General features: G+C 62.4%; 21 protein-coding genes. 10 read left to right on the forward strand and 11 right to left on the reverse strand.

Going from position 1 to position 20,653, the window contains the following annotated elements:
- Window positions 1–82 precede the first annotated feature (82 nt).
- A complete protein-coding gene (locus YUO_RS0132685; protein WP_028351014.1) occupies window positions 83–691 on the forward strand; it encodes a TetR/AcrR family transcriptional regulator in 609 nt (202 codons plus the stop codon).
- Window positions 692–703: 12 nt separating this feature from the next.
- On the opposite strand, the gene YUO_RS0132690 is transcribed toward YUO_RS0132685, so the two are convergent.
- Entirely contained in the window at window positions 704–1,081 is a 378-nt protein-coding gene (locus YUO_RS0132690; RefSeq protein ID WP_028351015.1) for a hypothetical protein, read from the reverse strand.
- Window positions 1,082–1,257: 176 nt separating this feature from the next.
- Between YUO_RS0132690 and YUO_RS0132695 the strand changes: the two genes are divergently transcribed.
- Window positions 1,258–1,569, forward strand: a complete 312-nt coding sequence (locus YUO_RS0132695) for a putative quinol monooxygenase (protein WP_028351016.1) — start codon at window positions 1,258–1,260, stop codon at window positions 1,567–1,569.
- Window positions 1,570–1,571: 2 nt separating this feature from the next.
- Here the strand turns inward: YUO_RS0132695 and YUO_RS0132700 are convergent, their stop codons facing one another.
- The gene (locus YUO_RS0132700; RefSeq protein ID WP_028351017.1) at window positions 1,572–2,849 is read right to left on the reverse strand and encodes an RNA polymerase sigma factor; all 1,278 of its coding nucleotides are present in this window, start codon (window positions 2,847–2,849) and stop codon (window positions 1,572–1,574) included.
- Window positions 2,850–2,880: 31 nt separating this feature from the next.
- Entirely contained in the window at window positions 2,881–3,279 is a 399-nt protein-coding gene (locus YUO_RS0132705; protein ID WP_028351018.1) for a YciI family protein, read from the reverse strand.
- A 631-nt stretch (window positions 3,280–3,910) separates the two neighbouring features.
- Here YUO_RS0132705 and YUO_RS0132710 point away from each other — a divergent pair.
- Window positions 3,911–4,648 (forward strand): Crp/Fnr family transcriptional regulator, encoded by a 738-nt coding sequence (locus YUO_RS0132710; RefSeq protein ID WP_028351019.1) that lies wholly within the window; start codon window positions 3,911–3,913, stop codon window positions 4,646–4,648.
- A 213-nt stretch (window positions 4,649–4,861) separates the two neighbouring features.
- Window positions 4,862–5,614: a Crp/Fnr family transcriptional regulator gene (locus YUO_RS42430; protein WP_430649577.1), complete on the forward strand. Its 753-nt coding sequence runs from the start codon at window positions 4,862–4,864 to the stop codon at window positions 5,612–5,614.
- A 468-nt stretch (window positions 5,615–6,082) separates the two neighbouring features.
- Here the strand turns inward: YUO_RS42430 and YUO_RS42435 are convergent, their stop codons facing one another.
- From YUO_RS42435 to YUO_RS0132745, 6 genes are all read right to left on the reverse strand, one after another.
- A complete protein-coding gene (locus tag YUO_RS42435; protein WP_156908864.1) occupies window positions 6,083–6,967 on the reverse strand; it encodes a universal stress protein in 885 nt (294 codons plus the stop codon).
- Window positions 6,968–7,280: 313 nt separating this feature from the next.
- Entirely contained in the window at window positions 7,281–7,982 is a 702-nt protein-coding gene (locus tag YUO_RS0132725; protein ID WP_028351020.1) for an AprI/Inh family metalloprotease inhibitor, read from the reverse strand.
- Window positions 7,982–8,971: a 2-hydroxyacid dehydrogenase gene (locus tag YUO_RS0132730; RefSeq protein ID WP_028351021.1), complete on the reverse strand. Its 990-nt coding sequence runs from the start codon at window positions 8,969–8,971 to the stop codon at window positions 7,982–7,984. The genes YUO_RS0132725 and YUO_RS0132730 overlap by 1 nt, the downstream gene beginning before the upstream one ends.
- Window positions 8,971–9,759 carry an ABC transporter permease gene (locus YUO_RS0132735; protein ID WP_028351022.1) on the reverse strand — a complete coding sequence of 263 codons (789 nt, stop codon included), beginning with the start codon at window positions 9,757–9,759 and terminating at the stop codon, window positions 8,971–8,973. Before YUO_RS0132735 ends, YUO_RS0132730 begins: the two co-directional genes overlap by 1 nt.
- A complete protein-coding gene (locus YUO_RS0132740; RefSeq protein ID WP_028351023.1) occupies window positions 9,756–10,568 on the reverse strand; it encodes an ABC transporter ATP-binding protein in 813 nt (270 codons plus the stop codon). Before YUO_RS0132740 ends, YUO_RS0132735 begins: the two co-directional genes overlap by 4 nt.
- Window positions 10,569–10,574: 6 nt before the next feature.
- Window positions 10,575–11,594, reverse strand: a complete 1,020-nt coding sequence (locus YUO_RS0132745; RefSeq protein WP_028351024.1) for an ABC transporter substrate-binding protein — start codon at window positions 11,592–11,594, stop codon at window positions 10,575–10,577.
- Window positions 11,595–11,733: 139 nt separating this feature from the next.
- On the opposite strand from YUO_RS0132745, the gene YUO_RS0132750 reads away from it, so the two are divergent.
- From YUO_RS0132750 to YUO_RS0132760, 3 genes are all read left to right on the forward strand, one after another.
- Entirely contained in the window at window positions 11,734–12,555 is an 822-nt protein-coding gene (locus YUO_RS0132750) for a creatininase family protein (RefSeq protein ID WP_028351025.1), read from the forward strand.
- Between the two features lie 153 nt (window positions 12,556–12,708).
- Window positions 12,709–12,966, forward strand: a complete 258-nt coding sequence (locus YUO_RS0132755; RefSeq protein ID WP_028351026.1) for a hypothetical protein — start codon at window positions 12,709–12,711, stop codon at window positions 12,964–12,966.
- Between the two features lie 412 nt (window positions 12,967–13,378).
- A complete protein-coding gene (locus YUO_RS0132760; RefSeq protein ID WP_028351027.1) occupies window positions 13,379–13,729 on the forward strand; it encodes a DUF3147 family protein in 351 nt (116 codons plus the stop codon).
- A gap of 101 nt (window positions 13,730–13,830) precedes the next feature.
- On the opposite strand, the gene YUO_RS0132765 is transcribed toward YUO_RS0132760, so the two are convergent.
- Entirely contained in the window at window positions 13,831–15,462 is a 1,632-nt protein-coding gene (locus YUO_RS0132765) for an FMN-binding glutamate synthase family protein (protein ID WP_028351028.1), read from the reverse strand.
- 439 nt (window positions 15,463–15,901) lie between these two features.
- Complete coding sequence (locus YUO_RS0132770; RefSeq protein ID WP_028351029.1) at window positions 15,902–16,675, reverse strand: ferredoxin--NADP reductase; 774 nt, start codon at window positions 16,673–16,675, stop codon at window positions 15,902–15,904.
- 289 nt (window positions 16,676–16,964) lie between these two features.
- Between YUO_RS0132770 and YUO_RS0132775 the strand changes: the two genes are divergently transcribed.
- From YUO_RS0132775 to YUO_RS0132785, 3 genes are all read left to right on the forward strand, one after another.
- Entirely contained in the window at window positions 16,965–17,963 is a 999-nt protein-coding gene (locus tag YUO_RS0132775) for a hypothetical protein (RefSeq protein WP_028351030.1), read from the forward strand.
- Window positions 17,963–19,279, forward strand: a complete 1,317-nt coding sequence (locus tag YUO_RS0132780) for a bifunctional folylpolyglutamate synthase/dihydrofolate synthase (RefSeq protein ID WP_028351031.1) — start codon at window positions 17,963–17,965, stop codon at window positions 19,277–19,279. Before YUO_RS0132775 ends, YUO_RS0132780 begins: the two co-directional genes overlap by 1 nt.
- A gap of 91 nt (window positions 19,280–19,370) precedes the next feature.
- Window positions 19,371–20,372, forward strand: coding sequence for an NADP-dependent oxidoreductase (locus YUO_RS0132785; RefSeq protein WP_028351032.1), 1,002 nt, complete (start codon window positions 19,371–19,373; stop codon window positions 20,370–20,372).
- Window positions 20,373–20,653: the final 281 nt, after the last annotated feature.

Genomic DNA, 20,653 nt, shown 5'->3' on the forward strand with positions numbered 1-20,653 from the left:
AAATTCATACCGCATGTTTTTCACATATCGTATGTATGTTATATGTTGATAGGATCATGAGCGTCAAGTGGTATGCCGGGGCATGCAGGAAGCTGGACGCGAACGAACCCGCCGCGAGGAATACACGGAAGCCACGAGGCAGGCGCTGCTGGCGGCCGGCCGGGACATTTTTGCGAGCGAGGGCTACCAGGCGGCGGGAATCGAGGCGATCTCGCGCGCGGCGCGCGTGACGCGGGGCGCCTTCTACCACCATTTCGAGGACAAGAAGGCGCTGTTCGATGCGGTGGTCGTCGCGCTGCAGATCGAGGCCGCGGCCAGGATCGAAGCGCGAGCGAAGATGGAACGCAAGATATGGGACCGCCTGACCGAGGGCATCGAAGCCTATCTCGACGCCTGCCTCGAACCGGCCTATGCGCGCATCGTCATCCAGGAAGCGCCGGCGGTGCTCGGTAATGCGCGCTACCGGGAGATCGAGGAAGCCCATCCGATGGCGCTGCTCACCGCGACGCTTGCCGCGCTAAAGCGCCAGGGCGAGCTCGATTTCGAGGATATCGAGCTCCTGAGCCGCATGGTCGATGCGATGATCTGCGAAGTGGCGCTGCTGCTGCCCGGGGCAGAGAATCCGAAAAGGCTCCGTGCCCGCGGGCAAAAGATCATCGGCAGCCTGCTCGGCGCCTTCCGCACCACTTGAGCGCAAGCGCGCTCACGGCGCGACCCATCGTTGCACCGCCTCGGCGGTGTCGGCCGGTGTGGTGTTAAAGCAGATGCGGGTTTGCGGCGCGGCGAGGTGAACCAGATTGATGATCCGCTCGAACAAGTGCAGCCGCTCTCGCGGCTCGCGCAGCCCGGCCCCGATCACCACGCAATCATAATGCTTTGCGCCCAGCGCCGCGGCGGCGACGGCCTCGGCGGTATCGCCGAGATCGATTAGGCAGCTATCGGCCTCATAGCCCATCGCGCGAAGCTGCTCGATCTGAGCTCCAACATAGCTCGTCATCAGTTCGGCCGTGAGCCCCGGGAAGGCGCTGAAGTCGACGAAGGAAGGCTCGATGCCGATGGCGAGCACGGTCTTTTTGGCCATGCGGCTGCTCCAGGCAAAATTATCTCCGGGAAAACGCGCGTCTCGTCAAACAGGTTCCGGCTTCGACATTGACATCATCATTCGACATTCACCGAAACATTCTTGTCGCAAGATCAGCCATTGTGGTCCGCATCGCCGCTCCAACGAGCGCGCGCTGAATGTCACAGGAGAACGTTATGGCTACCGCCAACAACGCAAACCAGAACCTGGTCGTCACCGCATTCTGGGAAGTCAATTCGGGCGAGGAAGCCACCGTCGCGGAGCTTCTCAAGGATTTTCTGCCGCAGGCACAGCGTGAGCCCGGCGTGAAGTCATTCCAGATTCACCAGAACATCGCCAAGCCACGTGAATTCTTCTTTTACGAGGTATTCGCAGGCGAGGCGGCCTTCGCCGAGCATCAGCAGACCGACCACTTCAAGAATATCATTCTCGGGCAGGCGATTCCGAAACTCGCCAAACGCGAGCGGTCGCAGTTCCGCTTCATCTGAAGTCAGAACGGCTTCGGCGCGCCACTGCTCGTCTCAGTGGCCCGCCGCCGCAACAATTCGCGTTCGCGCTTGTTGGTCGCAAGCGTTGACGCGAGCTCGAAGGCAGCGCGGGCTTCTGCAACGCGGCCGAGCTTGCGAAGCAGATCGCCGCGGACGCTTGGCAAGAGGTGATAGGTCTTCAGTGCAGGCTCGCCCGCCAATCCGTCCACGATCGCAAGCGCAGCCGCCGGCCCTTCGGCCATACCGATCGCCACGGCGCGGTTGAGCTCGATGATCGGCGAGCGCACCAGCGCGCCCAGTTTACCGTAGAGCTCGGCGATTCGCGGCCACTCGGTTTCACCAGGTGTAGCGGCTCTGGCGTGACAGGCGACGATCTCAGCCTGCAGTGCATAGAAGCCGCGCCCGCCGCCGAGTTCGTAAGCTCGCGCCAGCGCCAGCAACCCCCGACGGATCTGAAGCCGGTCCCACAGCGCGCGGTTCTGGTCCATCAGGAGAATCGGATCGCCAGATGCATCGGTACGCGCCGCGATGCGCGAAGCATTCAGCTCCATCAGCGCGAGCAGGCCGTGGGCTTCGGCTTCGTGCGGCGCGACCAGCGTCAGCACGCGGCCCATGCGCAGCGCGTCGTTGCAGAGCTGCGGTCGCAGCCATTCGTCGCCGCGGGCGGCCGTATAGCCTTCGTTGAAGATGAGATAGACGACCTCCAGCACCGAGGCGAGCCGTTCCGAAAGCTGCTCGCCGCGTGGCGTTTCGTAGGTTAGGCCGGATTCGGACAGCGTCCGCTTCGCCCGCACGATGCGCTGGGCGATGGTCGCCTCCGGCTGCAAGAAGGCGCGCGCGATCTCTTCCGTAGTCAGACCGCAGATCATCCGGAGCGCCAGCGCCGCGCGCGCCTCGCGCGACAGCCTCGGATGGCAGGCGGTGAAGATCAGTCGCAGCAGCTCGTCACCAATATCGTCGTCGAGTGCGGCGTCCGGGTCCGGCATCGTCTGCTGTTCCTGCTCGAGGTCGCGTATCAGCATCTCGTGCTTGCGGGCGAGCATGCTGCGCCGGCGCAAATCATCCAGCGCACGGCGCTTGGCGGTCGCCATCAACCATGCGCCGGGCTTTTCGGGCACGCCGGTCTCAGGCCAATGCTCGAGCGCCGCCACCAGCGCTTCCTGCGTCAGATCTTCGGCGAGGGGCACGTCGCGCAGCATCCTGGACAGGCCGGTGAGCAGGCGCGGCTGCTCGATGCGCCAGACCGCCAGGATGGTGCGATCGATGTCAGCGGCCGTCATCGCCGCCGATTACGTCTGATGAACGTCCGCATCAGGCGTGGGCGCTGATGCCGGCCTCGCAGGCGCCGTCGGCGCCCGGCGTTGCCATCACGCGAACTTCGCAGGTGCCTTCCCAGCCCGGCATGTGCTCGAGGTGCAATTGCATGAATTCCCTGGCGGCTGCCACCGCCTCCTCCATGTCGCGGAATTCGAAGATTGCGTAGCCGCCGATCAGCTCCTTGCTTTCCACAAACGGCCCGTCGGTTACGCTGAGCTTGCCATTGGTGATCCTGACCTGCGCGCCGGCCATGGCAATCGGCATCAGGCCGCCCATATCGATCATGCGGCCAGCCTTGATCTCGCGCTCGGCGAGCTTGCCCATTGCCTCCATCAGGGCGGGCGTCGGGGCTTTATCTGGCTGGGGTGAGGTAACGATAGACATGAAGCGCATCGAAAAACTCCCGTTGAGGCGAGCTGCGGCGGCAATCGCCACGAAACTGTCTCGCTATGGGAGACGACGAACGGGAGGACGCTGGATCGACAGGGCCGCTGAATTAATTTTGCCCTGCTTCCCGCGGATCGGCCGGCCTATCCGGTTGCGCCGGGGGATATCGGCCCTGGGCGGACGCTAGGACGCGTACTCATAGATCCCGCGGCGGATTGGCACGCGGATGTCTGCTGTAACCCTGATAGCGGTGCGGCCGCAGAACTCACCAGAGGTTCGAGTTGGGCGCAAAGGCGGACGTCGATGCGCGGGAAATGCCGCGCATCGTCCGTCCTCGATGGCGGTGCCGGCTGCGTTTGCCGCGGCCCGGAAATTGGAACTCCCTATGGTATTACCTATACGTATTTTGCAATTGTGGCGAGCAGCATGTCCTCACATTTAAACCCCAAATGATGCGAGGCAAAAATTCGCCTCGCGGTGGCGAGTGTTGGAGTTTTGTTTTGAGATTGAGAGCTTCCGCAGCTGAATTGGATCTCGGAGCGCGCAGCGTAGGCATATCAAAACAAAGTTTGAAGCCGCCGTTCCACGCTGCTCGGAATGCAGAAGGCGGCGGATGCCTCACGGCGGGTTACCTGCGGTGACACGCACCGTCGGAATTGGTAACTGCCTTCTTGCAACATTGCTGCCCGCGGATATTGATCTGCTGGCGCCCGGGCTGGAGATGGTCGCGCTCGACCAGGACGAGGTCCTCTCGCGAGCCGGTGACCCGATCGAGCATCTCTTCTTCCCTCATAGCGGTGCCATCTCGCTGATGATCGACGCGAACGGGCAGTCGGTTGCCACCGCGATAGTCGGGCGCGAAGGGACAGTCGGCAGCCTCTCGGTGCTGGGGCCTTCACCTTCGGCCATAACCGCCATCGTTCGTGCGGCGGGGACCGCCTCGCGGATCCGCGCTTCCCGATTTCACGCCGCTTTCAATCGCAGCCCCGCGATCCGGCACGCGATCCAGATCCACGTCAGCGCGATGCTGACACAGTTTCAGCTCAGCGCGGCCTGCAATGCGCTGCATCCGGTCGAAGCCCGCATGGCACGCTGGCTGCTCCATCTTCGCGACCGCATCGACCTCGACGTCCTCCCACTCACCCAGGAGGCGCTGTCGCAGATCCTCGGCGTGCGGCGGACGACCGTGAACCTCCTGATGCGCAATCTGCGCGCGTTCGGAGCGATCAGATCAGAGCGACGCGGCCATATTGAGGTCGACCGAACGCGGCTCGCTGCGGCGGCGTGCGATTGCCACCGCACCATTCGTCTCGATGTCGAGGCAATCATTTCGATGAAAGCGGCGCCGATCTCGCATTCCGGATGTTCCGGATGATGGGCACATCTCGTTGGGTGAGTCAGGCGACGGTGTGTGAGCTGGTTCCGTGCTGCCGGGCCATCGCCGCGCGTTGCGTTAGGTCGAAATGACATTCATGGATGCGACCTCAAACACCTTGATACACTGGTTGCTCGTTCACAGAGAGGCACCGTGATCGGGCGCCCAGTGAGCATTGGAAATCGGCTTCTGGCGGCGTTGCCGCCGGCGGATTTGGGCTTGCTCACGCCCCACTTCCAGAGAGTCTCGTTCGAACCCGACGCCGTGTTAGTGCGGTCGGGCAATGAGCTCGACCAGATTTATTTTCCCCACAGCGGCGCGATCGTCTTCATGGTCGATATGCCGGACGGGGATACGGTCGCGACCACGTTGATGGGGCGGGAAGGCGCCTTGGCCTCGCTCTCCGTGCTGGGCCCCGCGCGTTCCTCCGTCACCGCGATTGCTCGCGTGGCCGGCACCGCATCGCTGATTTCCGCCGCAAAATTCCGGGTCGCCTATGCGCGAAGCGCGGCCATCAGGCATGTCGTGCAGGTCCACGCCCGCTCGCTGTTGTTGCAGCTCCAGCACGTGGCCGCCTGCAACGCGCTGCATCGGGTGGATGGCCGCATGGCGCGGTGGCTATTGCAGCTCCACGACCGCGTCCCCGACGACGTGCTTCCGCTGACGCAGGAGGCGCTTGCCCAATTGCTCGGGGTGCGGCGGACGACGGTGACGCTGACGATGAGCAATCTTCGCGCGGCGGGTGCCATCCCGTCCGACCGGCGCGGCTTCGTCGAGGTCGACCGGGCGCGGCTCGAGAGCGTGGCATGCGACTGCTATGGACTGATGCAGCGTACGATCGATCGCATGTACTGCCAGGAATTGCCCGCGCCGCAACCTGCCCTTGCGCCGTTCCGGGAAAGCTTCGTCGTCGCCTCCGACAAAGCCGATGCTGAATTCAAAGGCGCTTCGCTGGAGGGAAAATAGCACTCCTGCGGCGCCCCATTGTCCCGCTTCCGTGTTAGGAATGGTGCTGAGCATACGTGGAGAGATCGCGAACTAACGGCAGACGACTCCCTTGCCCCTGGCAACCTGGCGATCGATAGCAAGCCACGTTACCGCGACACTGTCGCACTCAGAATATGTCTGCGTTGGGTCATTCGCGTCGCCTTTGGCCGGACCACGGCGACTTCCGGTCTATCCCGGTGAACGCACATTCTCAGGGTGGGCGGGGCATGTCTCAAAGGAGGCCACAAACCGACATCCGATCAAATCGACCCGACCACGATCTGCCATAAATGCCGAACTCGGGAGACCCAATTCGCTGGGGAGGAGGGTGATGCGTTTGGCAGCGTCGGTGCGTCAATCGCACGGCCCCCCAACCCGCCGTCGGCGAGTGAGGCTATAGCGTTGGCGTCGGCGGCAACCTGAGCTGGGATTGCGCTCTGACGAGGGCTAATGCGCCAAGAGAACGGGGCGCGCCGAAGCGTTCTTAAGGATGTGGCGCGTGGCCCCGCCCAGAAACATCTCGCGCAGGCGGCTATGGGAATAGGCGCCCATGATCAGCAGGCCGGCTTCATGCTCTGCCCCCGCCGCGAGGAGCGTATCGCCCACCGAGCGCAATTCCGGTGCAACCACCTGCGCGGTCGCGCCGATGCCATGACAACGCAAATAGGCAAGCACCTCCGCCTGCGAGGCTTGGCGATTGCTGGCGTCCCGATCAACGCTTATGACCTGCACTGATTTGGCGAGTTGCATGAACGGTATGGAAGCCGAGACCGCGTGCCAGCATTCCGGGCTCTCGTCCCAGGCGATCATCACGCTGTCGGTCAGATCACTCTGCGGGCGAGCCGGCGCCAGCAGCACGGGGCGACGGGTCTGCAGCAGCGATTGCTCGGCAATGGCCCTGAGCGATTCCATAACGGTGGCGCTTGCGGCGACCATTAGGTCGAAGGCAGCGGCCCGTTGCGCCGCGATTTCCACATACGATCCCTCAGCTTCGCGCCAGGATGCTGCGAGCGGGCTGCCGGGCTCGTCATTCGCCGATAGCATCGGGATGCCGGCTACCGCGCAGGCCTGCGCGAAAACCTCACGCGCTTCCCGCGCAGTTCGCTCCCGTTCTTCGGCGTGCCAGTTTATCGATGCGACGGTCACCGTTCGTCCCATTTCGGTGACACTTAAGCCGCCACGCGTGACACCGCTACGCGTGTCCGGCGGCTCACTGATGAACAGAGCCTGGACGTGAGCCCCCAACGCCTTCGCGGCAGACAGGGCCGTTTCAATTTGACCGGTGTGACTGGCTGAGCCGGGAAGTGGAACCAGGATTCGCTTGATACTCATGAAAGCCTCCTGCGATGCGGCCGTTGCGACGACAGACGGCAGATGTGTGTGTTGAGCCGAAAGCGAAATCGCGCAACACCGCCCCACTTAGAACTCCCGGAATCATCCCAAAGTTCCGGAGACCAGCAGGTGCCGGTGGCCGACTTTGGAGGCTTTCGGACGCCGGCCGCCGAGCACGCGGCGCCGTCCCTCAAGCGGCCGGCATCCGAAACCCTTCACACGAGCAGTAACGCTGTAACCGATCAGAAGCTTTCGGCTTGACCGTCAGAAGCCGACATCGCCCTTACGAGTACGCCCCTAATTCAATTGGACGCTACTGCCCGCGCAGCATGATCAGGGGGTCGGCGGTATCGGGCACCCGCCGCCACTGCGCATTGTCGTCGGCCTCGAACTGCCAGGTCTCGCCTTTGGCCGACATCAGGATCATCTGTCCACGCTCCAGCCGCCACTGGTTCGGCGCGAAGGCCGCAACCGCCGGATCGCATCTCGGCTTCAGGAACACCTGGAAATTATCCCCGGTCGCCTCGGTGTTGGTCAGCGTCAGGCCGCAGATCGTCTGCCCATTGCCGCGAACCATCGACCAGTCGCCGATCATCTGGTCCATCGACTTGGCGAGCGAGCGGGCGGCCGCGAGGTTCTGCAGGATGTAGACGCCCTCGCCGGTCCGCAAGCCTTCGAAGATGCCGCTCTCGACCTCGGTGAAGTCGATTACCGGCTGGCCTGCCGCATCCTGCAGCCGCACGATGTCCAGCCCCTTGATATTCCAGGCCGTGATGTCCTTGGTGAACGGCAACGCCTTGGCGCAACCGGGCTCAAGCTCGAGCTTGAGCCCTTGCGGCGTCGCATCACCCTTCATCGTGATGACGCAAGTCTTGCTGCGCTCGGTGGTGGCGAGTTCCCACTGCCCGATCATTTCCTTCTTCAGGGCAGCGGCATCCTGCGCCGCCACCTGCGGCGCAAGCGCGAGCAGCACTGTCAGCGCTGCTGCCGTAATGCCCGAACGCCCAAGCACCATTAGCGTCCCTTCACTGGGGTTTCCGGAACGGGCGTCAGCGGCGCCTTGCCGGCAAACCAGTTTTTCAGGTTATCGACGACCAGTTGATCCATGGCATTCCGCGTTACCACCGAAGCTGAGCCGATATGTGGCAACAGCACGACATTTTGCATGGACATCAACTCGTCCGGCACGTTCGGCTCGTTGGCAAAGACGTCGAGCCCAGCGGCGAGGATGGTGCCGGATTTCAGCGCCGCGACCAGCGCCGGCTCGTCGACGACGGAGCCGCGCGCGACGTTGATCAAAACGCCGCGGGGGCCGAGCGCCTTGAGCACATCGGCATTGATCATCTTGGCGGTGGAGGCGCCGCCCGGCACGATCACGACCAGCGTGTCCACGTCCTTCGCCATCTCCAGGAGATCGGGATAGTGCTTGTAGGACACGGCCGACGACGGATTGCGCGAATGATAGCAAACCGGCACACGCGAGGCCTCGAGCCGGCGGCCGATCGCCTGGCCGATGCGACCCATGCCGACGATGCCGATCTTGCGGTCGCGCAGCGAACCGGCGCTCAAGGGATAGTTCTGGGTCTGCCACTGGCCGGCGCGCAGATAGCGGTCGGCCTTGACGAATTCGCGCAAGGTCGCGATCAGAAGCCCCATCGCGACGTCGGCGACTTCTTCCGTCAGCACGTCGGGCGTGTTGGTGACGACGATATTGTGCTCGCGCGCATAGGCCGAGTCGACGTGGTCGTAGCCGACGCCGAAGCTCGCGATGATTTCAAGATTCGGGAATTGCGACAGCGCCTTCGCGTCCGCCGGCACCATGTGATAGGTCACCGCCATGCCGCGGATTTTTGCGACCGTATCTGATGTCAAGCGCTCGAGGTCGGCGCGGCTCTCCGCCATATGCAGGACGTACTGATCCGGAAAGCCGTTTTCCAGGATCGGCCTGACAGGTCCGTAGATCAACAGATCGATCTTCTCGGACGAAACATTCGCGGCAGCCATCAATTTTCCTTTCCAAGCGCGCTCTCATGCCAGCGCCGTAATACCAGATGCGAAATTAGCGCCAGCAGCCCATAGATGACAATCCCGGCCACCGACAGCAACAGCAACGCCGCGAACATTCGGGGAATGTTGAGGCGATAACCGGACTCGGCGATCCGGAAGGCAAGGCCGGAGCCGGCGCCTGCCGTGCCCGCGGCGATTTCGGCGACCACGGCGCCGATCAGCGACAGGCCGCCCGCGATCCGCAAGCCACCGAGAATATAAGGCAGCGCCGCCGGCAATTTCAGGTACCGCAACGTCTGAAGCCGTGACGCGCCGTAGAGTTGAAATAGTCCGGCCAGGTTGCGGTCCACCGAATTCAGCCCGAGCGTGGTGTTGGACAGAACCGGAAAGAAACCGACGATCCAGGCGCAGACAATGACCGCGGTCTGCTGCGGCAGATAGATCAGCAATAACGGCGCAATTGCGATCACCGGCGTGACCTGCAGGATCACCGCATAGGGAAACAGCGAATATTCCAGCCATTTCGATTGGTTGAACACTAGCGCCAGCGCGACGCCGCCGACGGCTGCGGCGATGAAACCTTGCAGCGTGGTGAGCAAGGTGACGCCCAGCGATTCCGACAGCACCGGCCAGTCGCTGACGAGCGTCTGAAACACCGTTGTCGGGCTCGGCAGCACGTAGGGCTGGATATCGTTGACGCGGACGACGAATTCCCACAACGCCAAGCCCGCTCCGAGCACGACAACGGGAAGCAGCATGCGGCCGATGTTCTGCAGGGAACTCATGCGCTCCGCTGTCCGGAATAGGAAGGCGCCAGTGCGTTCGAGACGTCGCGGCAATAGCCGGCATAGTCGGCCGAGGTGCGAAACTCCTCCCCGCGCGGCTCCGTCGTCGCGATGCGAAACTCGGCACGGACGCGCCCCGGCCGCGCCGTCATCACGATCACCCGCTGCGACAGATAGACCGACTCGAATACCGAGTGGGTGACGAAAATGACGGTCTTGTGCAGCTTGCGCCACAGCGCCAGCAGGTCGTTGTTGAGCCGAAAGCGCGTGATCTCGTCGAGCGCTGCGAACGGCTCGTCCAGCAGGAGGATATCCGGATCGGTGACCAGCGCACGCGCCAATGAGACCCGCATCTTCATGCCGCCCGACAGTTCGCGGGGGTATGCACGGGCGAATTCGGCAAGACCAACCTGCGCCAGCGCCTCCTCGATACGCCGGTCGGCTTCGGCCGGCGCCGCATGCGCAAGCTTCAGCGGCAGGCAAACATTGTCGCGCACGCTCGCCCACGGCATCAGCGTGGGCTCCTGAAACACAAAACCGATGGGATGCCGCCCATCCGCCTTGTTGGTGCGATGGGGAACGCTCACCGTGCCCGCACTCGGCGCACCGAGCCCCGCGATCAGCCGCAGCGCGGTGGATTTTCCGCAGCCGGAAGGCCCGAGCAGCGAGACGAAGTCGCCCTTTGCGACATCGAGATCGAGCGGCCCCAGCGCGGTCACGCCGCTGTCATAGGTCTTGCTTACCGCGCGCAGGCGCACTGCAAGGCCCGCCGCATCGCTATCCATCTCCGACAAAGCGGGCCCGGCCATCTCGCGTCAGTTCTTCGGTCGCAGATCAACACCTACGCCCTTGTTGATGAAGCGAAGCGTGTAGGCCTGGCGGTAGTCGATATCGCGGCGAACCACGCCGGCCCGCACCATCTTGTCGAAGAAGCTCGCCACGCGCGCGTCGTTCATGGCGCCGATGCCGTCGCGCAACGTATCGCCGGAATCGACGATGCCGTATTCCTTCATCTTGGCGACGGAATAGCTGAGCAGCTCGTCGGTCATTTCAGGGTTGATCTTCTTGATCATCGCGTTGCCGGCGGAATTGTCGCCGTAGAGATAGTTGTACCAGCCGATGACGGAGGCATCGACAAAGCGCTGCACGAGGTCCGGCTTCTTGTCGACGATCTCGCGGCGGGTCTCGATCAGCGTCGAGTAGGCATTGAAGCCGTGATCGGCCAGCAGGATCACCCCGGGCTTGAAGCCGGCCGCCTTCTCGACGGCGAAGGGCTCGGAGGTAACGTAACCCTGCATGGCGCTCTGCTTGTTCACGATGAAAGGCTGCGGATTGAAGGTGTAGGGCTTTACCTTGCTCTCGCTAAACCCATATTCGGACTTCAGCCACTGGAAGTAGCTCGCGACACCTTCCTTGGACACCAGCAGCGTCAGCGGCTTGAGATCTTCGAGTTTTGCAATTTTGGTTTCCGGATGGGTGAGGAACACCTGCGGATCCTTCTGGAAGATCGCGGCGACCGCAATCAGCGGCACGTTATTGGCGACCGCATCGAACGATTGCAGCGTGTTCGCGCTCATGAAGAAGTCGAGCTTGCCGGCGGTCAGCAGAATGCGGTTATTGGTGTTGGGCCCGCCGGGAACGATGGTGACATCGAGCCCGTATTTCTTGTAGGTGCCGTCGGCAACCGCCTGGAAGAAGCCGCCATGCTCGGCCTCCGCGACCCAGTTGGTTCCGAACGACACCTTGTCGAGGGTTTCGGCGCGCACAGGTATCGGTCCTGCGGTCAGCGCCAGAAGGCCTACGGTTAACGCTCGCAGCAAAAAGGCCGGGTTCATGGTTGGACTCCGTCGATCATTCTGGCCCATGATGAGAGGCTAAGGACAACGTCCCAAGAGGTTTTGTCCAGGGATCGGACCATTCCCGGACTATCTAACAAACTACCCTGCAAATTCATCCAAAGAAACGCTTCGCTCGATGGCCTCAACCGTTCCGCCCCGCGACTGGACCGACATCCACTGGTCCGACATTGCCAAGAATGGCGCTAAGGCCGACGCCGCGCGCTGGATCGCGGTGCTGCCATTGGCAGCCACCGAACAGCACGGCCCGCATCTGCCGCTGGAAACCGATGTCCTGATCGGCGAGGCCTATCTCGCGCGGGTGCGCGAGCTGTTGCCGGTCGCGCTGCCCGTCACTTTTCTGCCGCTGCAGCCGGTCGGCATTTCCACCGAGCACATCGATTTTCCGGGCACGCTGACGCTGCCGACCGAGGCCGCATTGAAGGAGTGGACGGCGATCGGCGAGCGCGTTGCGCAAGCCGGCATCCGCAAGCTCGTGATCGTGACGAGCCATGGCGGCAACAGCGCGGCGATGTCGCTGGTAGCGCAGGATCTGCGCGCACATCACGGGCTGCTCGTGGTGACGACCAGTTGGTCGCGCTTCGGCGCGCCGGACGGATTGTTTTCGGCCGAAGAGCTGCGTCACGGCATTCACGGCGGCGCGTTCGAGACCTCCATCATGCTGGCGCGCTATCCGCACACGGTGCGGAGCGAGGCGATCGCCGATTTTCGCCCTGCCAGCATCGCGATGGAGAAAGAATTTCGTTGGCTCTCGGCGCATCGGCCGGTCCCTTTCGCGTGGCAGGCGCAGGACCTTAACGAAAGCGGCGCAGTCGGCGACGCCACCAAAGCCACTGCGGAGAAGGGCGAACAACTGCTCGATCACGGCGCGCGGGCGTTCTGCGAACTGCTCGATGATGTCGACAAATTCGATCCGGAATTGTTTCTTCGTAAAGCATAAAATCGCGATTTATTCTCCTAACCATCTGAAATATCGAAGAAATAAACGACGAAACCATATTTCCGGCCGCCGCCTCGAACCGCCTTTCAACGCGCTCCGTCCAACTGGGCATGCGGACCACAATGGCCGCTTAACTTAAGGATGGAGACTTCCATGTCGATCAAGACCAAGTTCGCCGCTCTCGCTCTCGCTACCCTTGCCGTTACCGGCGGCATGGCTTCCACCCAGGCTCAGGCCAAGCCGCTGCACTGGGGTGTCGGCGCCGGCCTCGTTGGCGCAGCCATCGTCGGAACTGCCATCGCAGCTTCGGGTCCCCACTACTACTATGACGGCTATCGCCGCTGCGGCTGGGTTCGCCAGTTCGACGCTTTCGGCAATTACATCGGCCGCGTCCGGACCTGCGCTTACTAATTTCTGCGGCTGACTTGGTTGCTGTTTGAGAAGCGATTCCTTGCAAGCAAACCACTTCAGACCCTGAAAGCGCTTCTCGTGGATCAGCGTCCGGCACGGGCGCCTCATCCACCCCCGTGCCGCACCCGACCCGCCCGGTTGTCCCCCGGGCGGGTCACCTTTTTTGAAAGCCGGCACACCGGCCGATGCTGCAGTCATGTCACGTAACGGTGCCATCAAAACAGCTCGCCCGATTCTTGCTGTTGCAAATTACTTGCAATACGTCGGGTCCAATAAGGGTCGGGTCGCAAATGGCGGAATAACCCCCGGTACGGCGCTGACCGGAGGAACCCGGGAATCATAGGGCGACTGGAGTTGATGGATGTTCTCCGGCAGGCTGCACGGAGAGTTCTAGTGCCCCTTGAGGCACCCCATGCTCTACTTCGTGATCAAATGCGCCCTATCCGGCATTATCATCGCGGCGGTATCGGAAATCGCCAAGCGCAGCCCGGCATTCGCTGCGCTCGTCCTGTCGCTGCCGCTGCTTTCGCTGTTGAGCTTCCTGTGGCTCTGGCATGATACCGGCGATGCGGAGCGCATTGCCGGTGTGGCGGAATCGACGTTCTGGTACGTGCTGCCGTCGCTACCGCTGTTCCTGATATTGCCGGCGCTGCTCAGGGCGGGCGTAGGCTTCTGGCCCAGCCTCGCCACCGGCTGCGCGGTGACGATTGCTCTTTACTTCCTCACCGCCTGGATGCTCGCCAAATTCGGCATCCGCCTTTGAATCGGCAAATTCTCCCGGCCGCGCCGTCGCAGATGCGCCCTGCCGCCATAGATGCAGCTCTTGCGGGACGTTCGGGCGGCTGCGGGGAAGCCGTTGCGATTTTATCCCGCCGCCTGGAACGAATCTGCGCGCGCCATTGCCCATGCATCGCGGAAGCGCGGATCCTGGGTGCCTTCGATCAACTCGCCCGGACGTAGCTGTGGATAGAGTTGCGCGAATGACAACGTGTCATTCGTGGAGGATCGCTGCGAGAAGTGGATCGGCCGTAACTGCCGCGGATGGTCGAGGCCGGCCGCGGCGATAAGCTCGGACAGGGCGTGCAGGGTGGCGTGATGATAGTTGTAGACCCGCTCAATTTTGTGCGGCACCACCAGCGCGCGGGCGCGGAGCGGATCCTGGGTGCTCACGCCAGTCGGGCATCGATCGGTATGGCAGCTCAGCGACTGGATGCAGCCGAGCGCGAACATGAACCCGCGCGCAGAATTGCACCAGTCGGCGCCGATCGCCATCGCACGCGCCATGTCGAATGCGGTCGCGATCTTGCCGGCGGCACCGAGCTTGACGCGGTCACGCGCATTGATGCCGATCAGTGCATTATGGACGAAATTGACGCCCTCCCGCATCGGCATGCCCAAATGGTCCATGAATTCCAGCGGCGCAGCACCGGTGCCGCCTTCATTGCCGTCCACCACGATGAAATCAGGATATATCCCGGTTTGCAGCATCGCCTTGCAGATCGCCAGGAATTCCCAGGGATGACCGACGCACAGCTTGAACCCGGCCGGCTTGCCGCCGGATAGTCGCCGCATCTCGCCGATGAAAACCATCATTTCCAGCGGCGTCGAGAACGCGCGGTGCGTGGCCGGCGAAATGCAATCCTCGCCCATGGGGATACCGCGAATTTTGGAGATCTCTTCAGAGACCTTGGCCGCCGGAAGGACCCCGCCATGTCCGGGCTTGGCTCCTTGGCTGACCTTGAGTTCGACCATCTTGATCTGATCGTCGCTGGAGACGCGGGCAAATTCTTCGGGGTTGAATGTGCCGTCGCGGTTGCGGCAGCCGAAATAGCCCGAGCCGATTTCCCAGATGATGTCACCGCCGTGCTCGCGGTGGTAAGGACTGACGCCGCCCTCGCCGGTGTCATGGGCAAAGCTTCCCTTTTTCGCACCAGCGTTCAGCGCCCGCACGGCGTTGGGGCTGAGCGCCCCAAAACTCATTGCCGAGATGTTGAAGACCGAGGCCGAGTACGGCTTTGTGCAATCCGGACCACCGATGGTGACGCGAAACTGCTCGACGGCACGAGCCTTCGGCAACATCGAATGGTGCATCCATTCATAGCCGTCGCGATAGACGTCCTCCTGGGTGCCGAACGGCCGCTTGTCGAGCTCCATCTTGGCACGCTGATACACCAGAGCTCGGGTGTCGCGGGAAAACGGCTTACCGTCCTTCTCGCTCTCGAAGAAGTACTGCCGTATCTCCGGACGAATTTCTTCGAGCAAAAAACGAATGTGCGCCGAGATCGGATAATTGCGCAACACCGCGTGGTTCTTCTGCAGGAGATCGCGAATGCCCAGCAATGTAAGCGCGCCGAAGACCACGATCGGCAGCAGCAGCAACTCCCACACTTTCAGATTATTGTCGAAGATCCCGATGCCGATTAGCAATGCCGTGATGACGGCGCAGATCGTCAGCACGATGTAACGTGGCGAGAACGGAAGCAGCAGCGTTTCCATGGAACCCCTCACCCAAATTGCCGGACGGCAGCTTAGTCCAATCGCCGGAACGGGCGCTACACGATATACGGAACGACCTTCAAGGAAGTGACGGCGGCTTGAAAAATAAACGGGATGCTCCCGGTCCGAATAAACCTGCCGCTTTTTTGCAGTGCAGCGTAATGGCGTGGAGACGGGCGCAGTCCTTGCCGCACAACCTGGTTGCGCACCGGCACGCACACTCTATCAATCGTCGCGTCGGCACGAGCCGCGCGACGTTACAGGAGGATTTATAGCAGTGAAGGAAATGGGCGGGCTATGGGGAGCCTGTCATTCCGGGGCGCGTCGCAGACGTGAACTACGATGCGCAATTGCGCATCGGAGAATCTCGAGATTCTCAGGTGCGCAATTGCGCACCAAAGCTCGATGCTCCGCGCATCGCCCCGGAATGACAGTAGCGTCAGCGCTCGACGAACGCTTTTTCGATCACGAAATGGCCGGGCGTGTTGCCGCTGCCTTCGATGAAGCCGCCGGATTCGAACATCTGCTTCAGCTCTTCCAGCATGGCCGGGCTGCCGCACATCATGATGCGGTCAGTCTCGATATTGAGCGGCGCCTGGTGGATGTCGTTGAACAACTGCTCGGATGAGATCAGGTCTGTGATGCGGCCGCGATTGCGGAACGGCTCGCGGGTCACGGTCGGATAGTACAAGAGCTTCTCCGACAGCAGCGGCCCGAACAGCTCGTCGTCGCGCAGCTTGGCGACCAGCTCTTCACCATAAGCAAGTTCGGAGACCTGACGGCAGCCGTGAACGAGCACGATGGTCTCGAACCGCTCATAAACGTCAGGGTCCTTGATCAGGCTGGCGAACGGCGCAAGGCCCGTTCCGGTCGAGAGCAGCAGCAGGCGCTTGCCCGGAATCAGATTGTCGGTGATCAGCGTGCCGGTCGCCTTGCGGCCGACCAGAATCTCGTCGCCCTCGCGGATCTTCTGCAGCTTCGAGGTCAGCGGTCCGTCCGCGACCTTGATCGAGAAGAACTCGAGTTCTTCCTCGTGATTGGCGCTCGCCATGCTGTAGGCGCGCAGCAGCGGCCGGCCCTCGACCTCGAGGCCGATCATCGCGAACTGGCCGTTCTGGAAGCGGAAACCGGAATCGCGGGTGGCCCGGAAGCTGAAAAGCGTATCGGTCCAATGGCGGACAGAAAGGACTTTCTCTCTATAGAACGCGCTCATGTGTTTTCGTTTTTCCTGACGTCTCGGTGTAGAACGTTTCGGTCTTCGGGCCTCAAAGTGCCAAAAATCAGCGAAATCATCGGCGATTTGGCGCTTCATTTGCGCACAGCAGACACATAGTCAATATGACCTGCAGCACAATTGAGAACTCGGAATGGCTGTCGGCCTAATTTGCAAAAAGGTTCGATCGTCTTCGTTAGCGCTTTCTCGCGCAATTAACTTGCTGAATTCGGCGCCGATCTGGCAATAAAAGACTACGTCGAATTAAGAACGTTTCAAAAGAGATCGAATGCCAAGCCCAGCAGAGTTTCGAAAGGGAAAACCGGGCTTCTATCCGGACCAGGCGGTCTATGCAGAGTTTGCGGCTGCCGAATTCGGGCTGACATTTCGCGACCTCGACGGCGGCTCGGGATTGATCTTCAGCATCGCCGCGCGCGGCAGGCTGCTTCATTTCGGCGCCGGCCGATGCTCCTGGTATCCGCAGAACAATGCGACGGCTTCGACGCTGGCGTCGGACAAGTTCTTTGCCAGCAGGATTCTCCGAGACGCCGGCGTGCCGGCGCTCGGCGGCGAGTATTTCTTCCTGCACGACCGCCACCGCGCGCATCGCCCGGCGGGCCATGAACGCAGCGACGCGATTGCCTGCTTCAAGGCATTGGGTGGATCGGCCTTCGTCAAGCCGCTCACAGGGGCGCGCGGCGATTTCGCGCAAGCGATTCATAGCGAAGCGGCGCTCGTTCGCTATCTCGATGAGGTGATGAAATATTATGACGCCGTTCTGATCCAGCCGATCGTCGATGGCGCCGAGTATCGCGTTTTCCTGCTCGACGATGACGCACTCTACTGCGCGCGAAAACGCCCGCCGTTCATCTCGGGCGATGGCGTGCGCACGTTCCGCGAATTGCTGACGGCCCATAATGACGCTTTGCGGGCCCGCGGCCTTTCGCCGGCTTCGCTGCCCGATCACGATCCGTCACTCGACACTGTGCCGGCAAATGGCGAACGGCGCGAGATCCCCGGGCGGATGAATCTCAGTGCTGGCGGCACGATGGTGTTGGCGGATGCACCGTCCGAGGCGGCCATCGTGCTGGCGCGGCAGGCGGCGCGCGCGATCGGACTACGCGTAGCGGCCATCGACATGTTCGTAGATATCGGTGGCCAACCGGATTCCATGCAAGTCATCGAGGTCAACTCCAACCCGGCGATCCGGCTACTGGAGGATTCCGACCGCGGCGACCTGATCCTGAAGATCTGGCATCACACCTTCTCGACGATGGGATTGCTGTAGTGTTCGACCTGCCGAAATATGGCGACGGCGTCTGCCTCGCGCGCATGGCCGAGCTGTTGAATGCGCTCAGGATCGATCGCGGGTGGCTGCAGCGCGTCTCGGTCGTGGTGACCGGCTCGAACGGCAAGGGCAGCACGGCGGCGATGGTTGCCTGCATCGGCCGCGCCTACGGCCTCCGGACCGGGCTCTTCACTTCCCCGCATCTCTTTCGCTTCAACGAGCGGATCCAGGTCGACGGCATCGAAATCGGCGACGACGCCTTCGCCCAGCACAAGCGGCTCGTCGACGCCGCCATCGCCGACGTCTCGAAGCGCCACGGCGAAAGGTTCGGCGCCTTTGAAGCACTGTTCGCACTTGCCTGCCTGTACTTTCAGGACAGCCAATGCGATTTCGCGGTGTTCGAGGCCGGCATCGGCGGCCGCTATGATCCGGTGCGCCTGATCGGTGCGCGCGAGACTTGCGTCACCTCAGTCGATTTCGAGCATGTCGATCTGCTCGGCAACTCGCTTGAACTGATCGCGTCCGACAAGAGCGACGCCTGCGCCGCCGGCGGCACGATCGTGTATGGTGAAAACTGCCGCGAGCTGCGGCGACATCTCGTCGAGTATAATCGCTGGCGCGCCTGCACCCCGCTGTTCGTCCGTGATGAAATCAGTGTCGACAACGAGGCCCAATCCGCGTCAGGGCAGCACTTCGATTTCCAGTTCGGCTATCATGATTTTCGCCACCTTGAAGTGAGCCTGCCCGGTACGTTTCAGTTCAACAACGCCGCCATCGCCGTCACCTTGTTCCTGCTCTGGCTGCAACACGAGCATCCGCGCAAGGCTCCCGATCGCATCGAAGCGGCAATACGCGCCGGCCTGCGCAACGTGCGCTGGCCCGGCCGCCTGGAGGTCATCCAGCAAGACCCTCTCGCGGTGATCGACGTCGGCCACACGCCCGACGGCATCCGGCAATCGCTCGCCAGCCTCGTGGCGATTCATGGGGCTGACGATTGGATCCTCGTCACTGGCGCCTCGCGCGACAAGAGGGCCGACGAGATCGTGGGCGCGCTGGCGCCGTCGTTCGATACGATCATCTGCACGGCGGCGCATCACAAGGGCGCGGACCCGCAAGCCATCGCCGCCGCCGCGCGGCTCGGCAATTCCAAAGCAACCATTCACGTCGCCGCGACAATCGCGCATGCCGTACGGCTCTCGCAGGAGATGGCTCGGGGACAAAACCGCAGAGTGTATGTGGCGGGCGGGTTATTCCTGGCGGTCGAATACGGAACTGTCGCGAAGGGCGGCCGCGCGGAGGATTTGGATTTTTTCTGAACGTGGCGCACAATCCGTGCAGTCGAGCGGCTTTTCCGCGGCCAAGGGCACCGGAAAGCGCCAGAATGCGACACCGAGGGGAGAGAACACCATGAGCGACACCGCCAATCGTCAGATCCTGCTGGTCGAAAAGCCCACCGGCAAGCTCGGGCTGGAGCATTTCCAGATGGTTCAGGGCGCGGTGCCCGAACCGAAGGATGGCGAGGTGCTGGTGCGGACGCGCTATATCTCGCTGGACGCCGCCAACCGTGCGTGGATGCACGGTGCCACCTATCGCGCCGCCGTCGAGGCCAACACGGTGATGGCTGGTGGTAGCATCGCGGAGGTCGTCGCCTCGAAGGTTTCAAGCCTCGCGCCGGGCGATATCGTATTCGGCGACACCGGCTGGCAGGATTATGCCGCCGTACCGGCAAAGCATCTGAACAAGATGCCGAAGATGGAGCCGATGACGCATTTGCTCAGCGTCTATGGCATCGCCGGCCTCACCGCCTATTTTGGTCTCCTGCATGTCGGCAAGCCGAAGCAGGGTGAGACCGTCGTCGTGTCGGCTGCCGCCGGCTCCGTCGGATCGATCGTCGGGCAAATCGCCAAGATCAAAGGCTGCAACGTCATCGGCATTGCCGGCGGCAAGGACAAGTGTCAGTGGCTCACGTCCGAACTCGGCTTCGACGCCGCGGTCGATTACAAGGACGGCGCCACCTTCAAGGCGTTGCGATCAGCCGCGCCGAAGGGCATCGACGTCTATTTCGACAATGTCGGCGGCGAGATTCTCGAAGCCTGCCTTTCGCTGATGAACAACCGCGGCCGCATCGCCTGCTGCGGCGCGATTTCGCAATATGACGGCGTGCCATCGGCCCACGGTCCGCGCGGCGTGCCCGGCCTGATCGTGGTGAAGCGCCTCGTCATGCAGGGCTTCATCGTGATGGACTTTATGGACCAGAGCGCTGCGGCGCTGGCCGATCTGCAGTCCTGGGTCGCTTCCGGCAAATTGAAGGTGCAGGAGGACGTGATCGACGGAATCGAGAACACGCCGAAAGCGCTGATCGGCCTGCTCGCCGGCGAGAACCGCGGCAAGCGCATGGTAAGGGTGTAGTACTTGGCCTTCCCGCGGCCCTTGTAGCAACCATTAGATCGATTGATTGTGCGCGATCGGATCGTCCGATTGCCGTGCGAGCATGACGCCGTGCTCGCCGCCGTCAAGGCGTGGCCTGGCGGCGGCGGAGGTTTTGAGCGGGACTGGAGCGACGGCCATCCTTGAGGGCGGCTGCGCGCGACGTCGTCGGAACGGCAGGTCGGGACGAAGAAACGGTGCTCCGGTCGAACCAAGAAACGGAAGGTCAGACGGTCGATGGGCTCGCGGTAAGTGTGGCGGCG

The organism is Bradyrhizobium murdochi, from assembly GCF_000472965.1.
Lineage (GTDB): Bacteria > Pseudomonadota > Alphaproteobacteria > Rhizobiales > Xanthobacteraceae > Bradyrhizobium > Bradyrhizobium murdochi.

Excerpts from the sequence above, each read along its gene's own strand:
- YUO_RS0132685 (WP_028351014.1), top strand. The coding sequence starts at position 83 with ATGCAGGAAGCTGGACGCGAACGAACCCGCCGCGAGGAATACACGGAA.
- YUO_RS0132690 (WP_028351015.1), bottom strand. The coding sequence starts at position 1,081 with ATGGCCAAAAAGACCGTGCTCGCCATCGGCATCGAGCCTTCCTTCGTC.
- YUO_RS0132695 (WP_028351016.1), top strand. The coding sequence starts at position 1,258 with ATGGCTACCGCCAACAACGCAAACCAGAACCTGGTCGTCACCGCATTC.
- YUO_RS0132700 (WP_028351017.1), bottom strand. The coding sequence starts at position 2,849 with ATGACGGCCGCTGACATCGATCGCACCATCCTGGCGGTCTGGCGCATC.
- YUO_RS0132705 (WP_028351018.1), bottom strand. The coding sequence starts at position 3,279 with ATGCGCTTCATGTCTATCGTTACCTCACCCCAGCCAGATAAAGCCCCG.
- YUO_RS42435 (WP_156908864.1), bottom strand. The coding sequence starts at position 6,967 with ATGAGTATCAAGCGAATCCTGGTTCCACTTCCCGGCTCAGCCAGTCAC.
- YUO_RS0132725 (WP_028351020.1), bottom strand. The coding sequence starts at position 7,982 with ATGGTGCTTGGGCGTTCGGGCATTACGGCAGCAGCGCTGACAGTGCTG.
- YUO_RS0132730 (WP_028351021.1), bottom strand. The coding sequence starts at position 8,971 with ATGGCTGCCGCGAATGTTTCGTCCGAGAAGATCGATCTGTTGATCTAC.
- YUO_RS0132735 (WP_028351022.1), bottom strand. The coding sequence starts at position 9,759 with ATGAGTTCCCTGCAGAACATCGGCCGCATGCTGCTTCCCGTTGTCGTG.
- YUO_RS0132740 (WP_028351023.1), bottom strand. The coding sequence starts at position 10,568 with ATGGCCGGGCCCGCTTTGTCGGAGATGGATAGCGATGCGGCGGGCCTT.
- YUO_RS0132745 (WP_028351024.1), bottom strand. The coding sequence starts at position 11,594 with ATGAACCCGGCCTTTTTGCTGCGAGCGTTAACCGTAGGCCTTCTGGCG.
- YUO_RS0132750 (WP_028351025.1), top strand. The coding sequence starts at position 11,734 with ATGGCCTCAACCGTTCCGCCCCGCGACTGGACCGACATCCACTGGTCC.
- YUO_RS0132755 (WP_028351026.1), top strand. The coding sequence starts at position 12,709 with ATGTCGATCAAGACCAAGTTCGCCGCTCTCGCTCTCGCTACCCTTGCC.
- YUO_RS0132760 (WP_028351027.1), top strand. The coding sequence starts at position 13,379 with ATGCTCTACTTCGTGATCAAATGCGCCCTATCCGGCATTATCATCGCG.
- YUO_RS0132765 (WP_028351028.1), bottom strand. The coding sequence starts at position 15,462 with ATGGAAACGCTGCTGCTTCCGTTCTCGCCACGTTACATCGTGCTGACG.
- YUO_RS0132770 (WP_028351029.1), bottom strand. The coding sequence starts at position 16,675 with ATGAGCGCGTTCTATAGAGAGAAAGTCCTTTCTGTCCGCCATTGGACC.
- YUO_RS0132775 (WP_028351030.1), top strand. The coding sequence starts at position 16,965 with ATGCCAAGCCCAGCAGAGTTTCGAAAGGGAAAACCGGGCTTCTATCCG.
- YUO_RS0132785 (WP_028351032.1), top strand. The coding sequence starts at position 19,371 with ATGAGCGACACCGCCAATCGTCAGATCCTGCTGGTCGAAAAGCCCACC.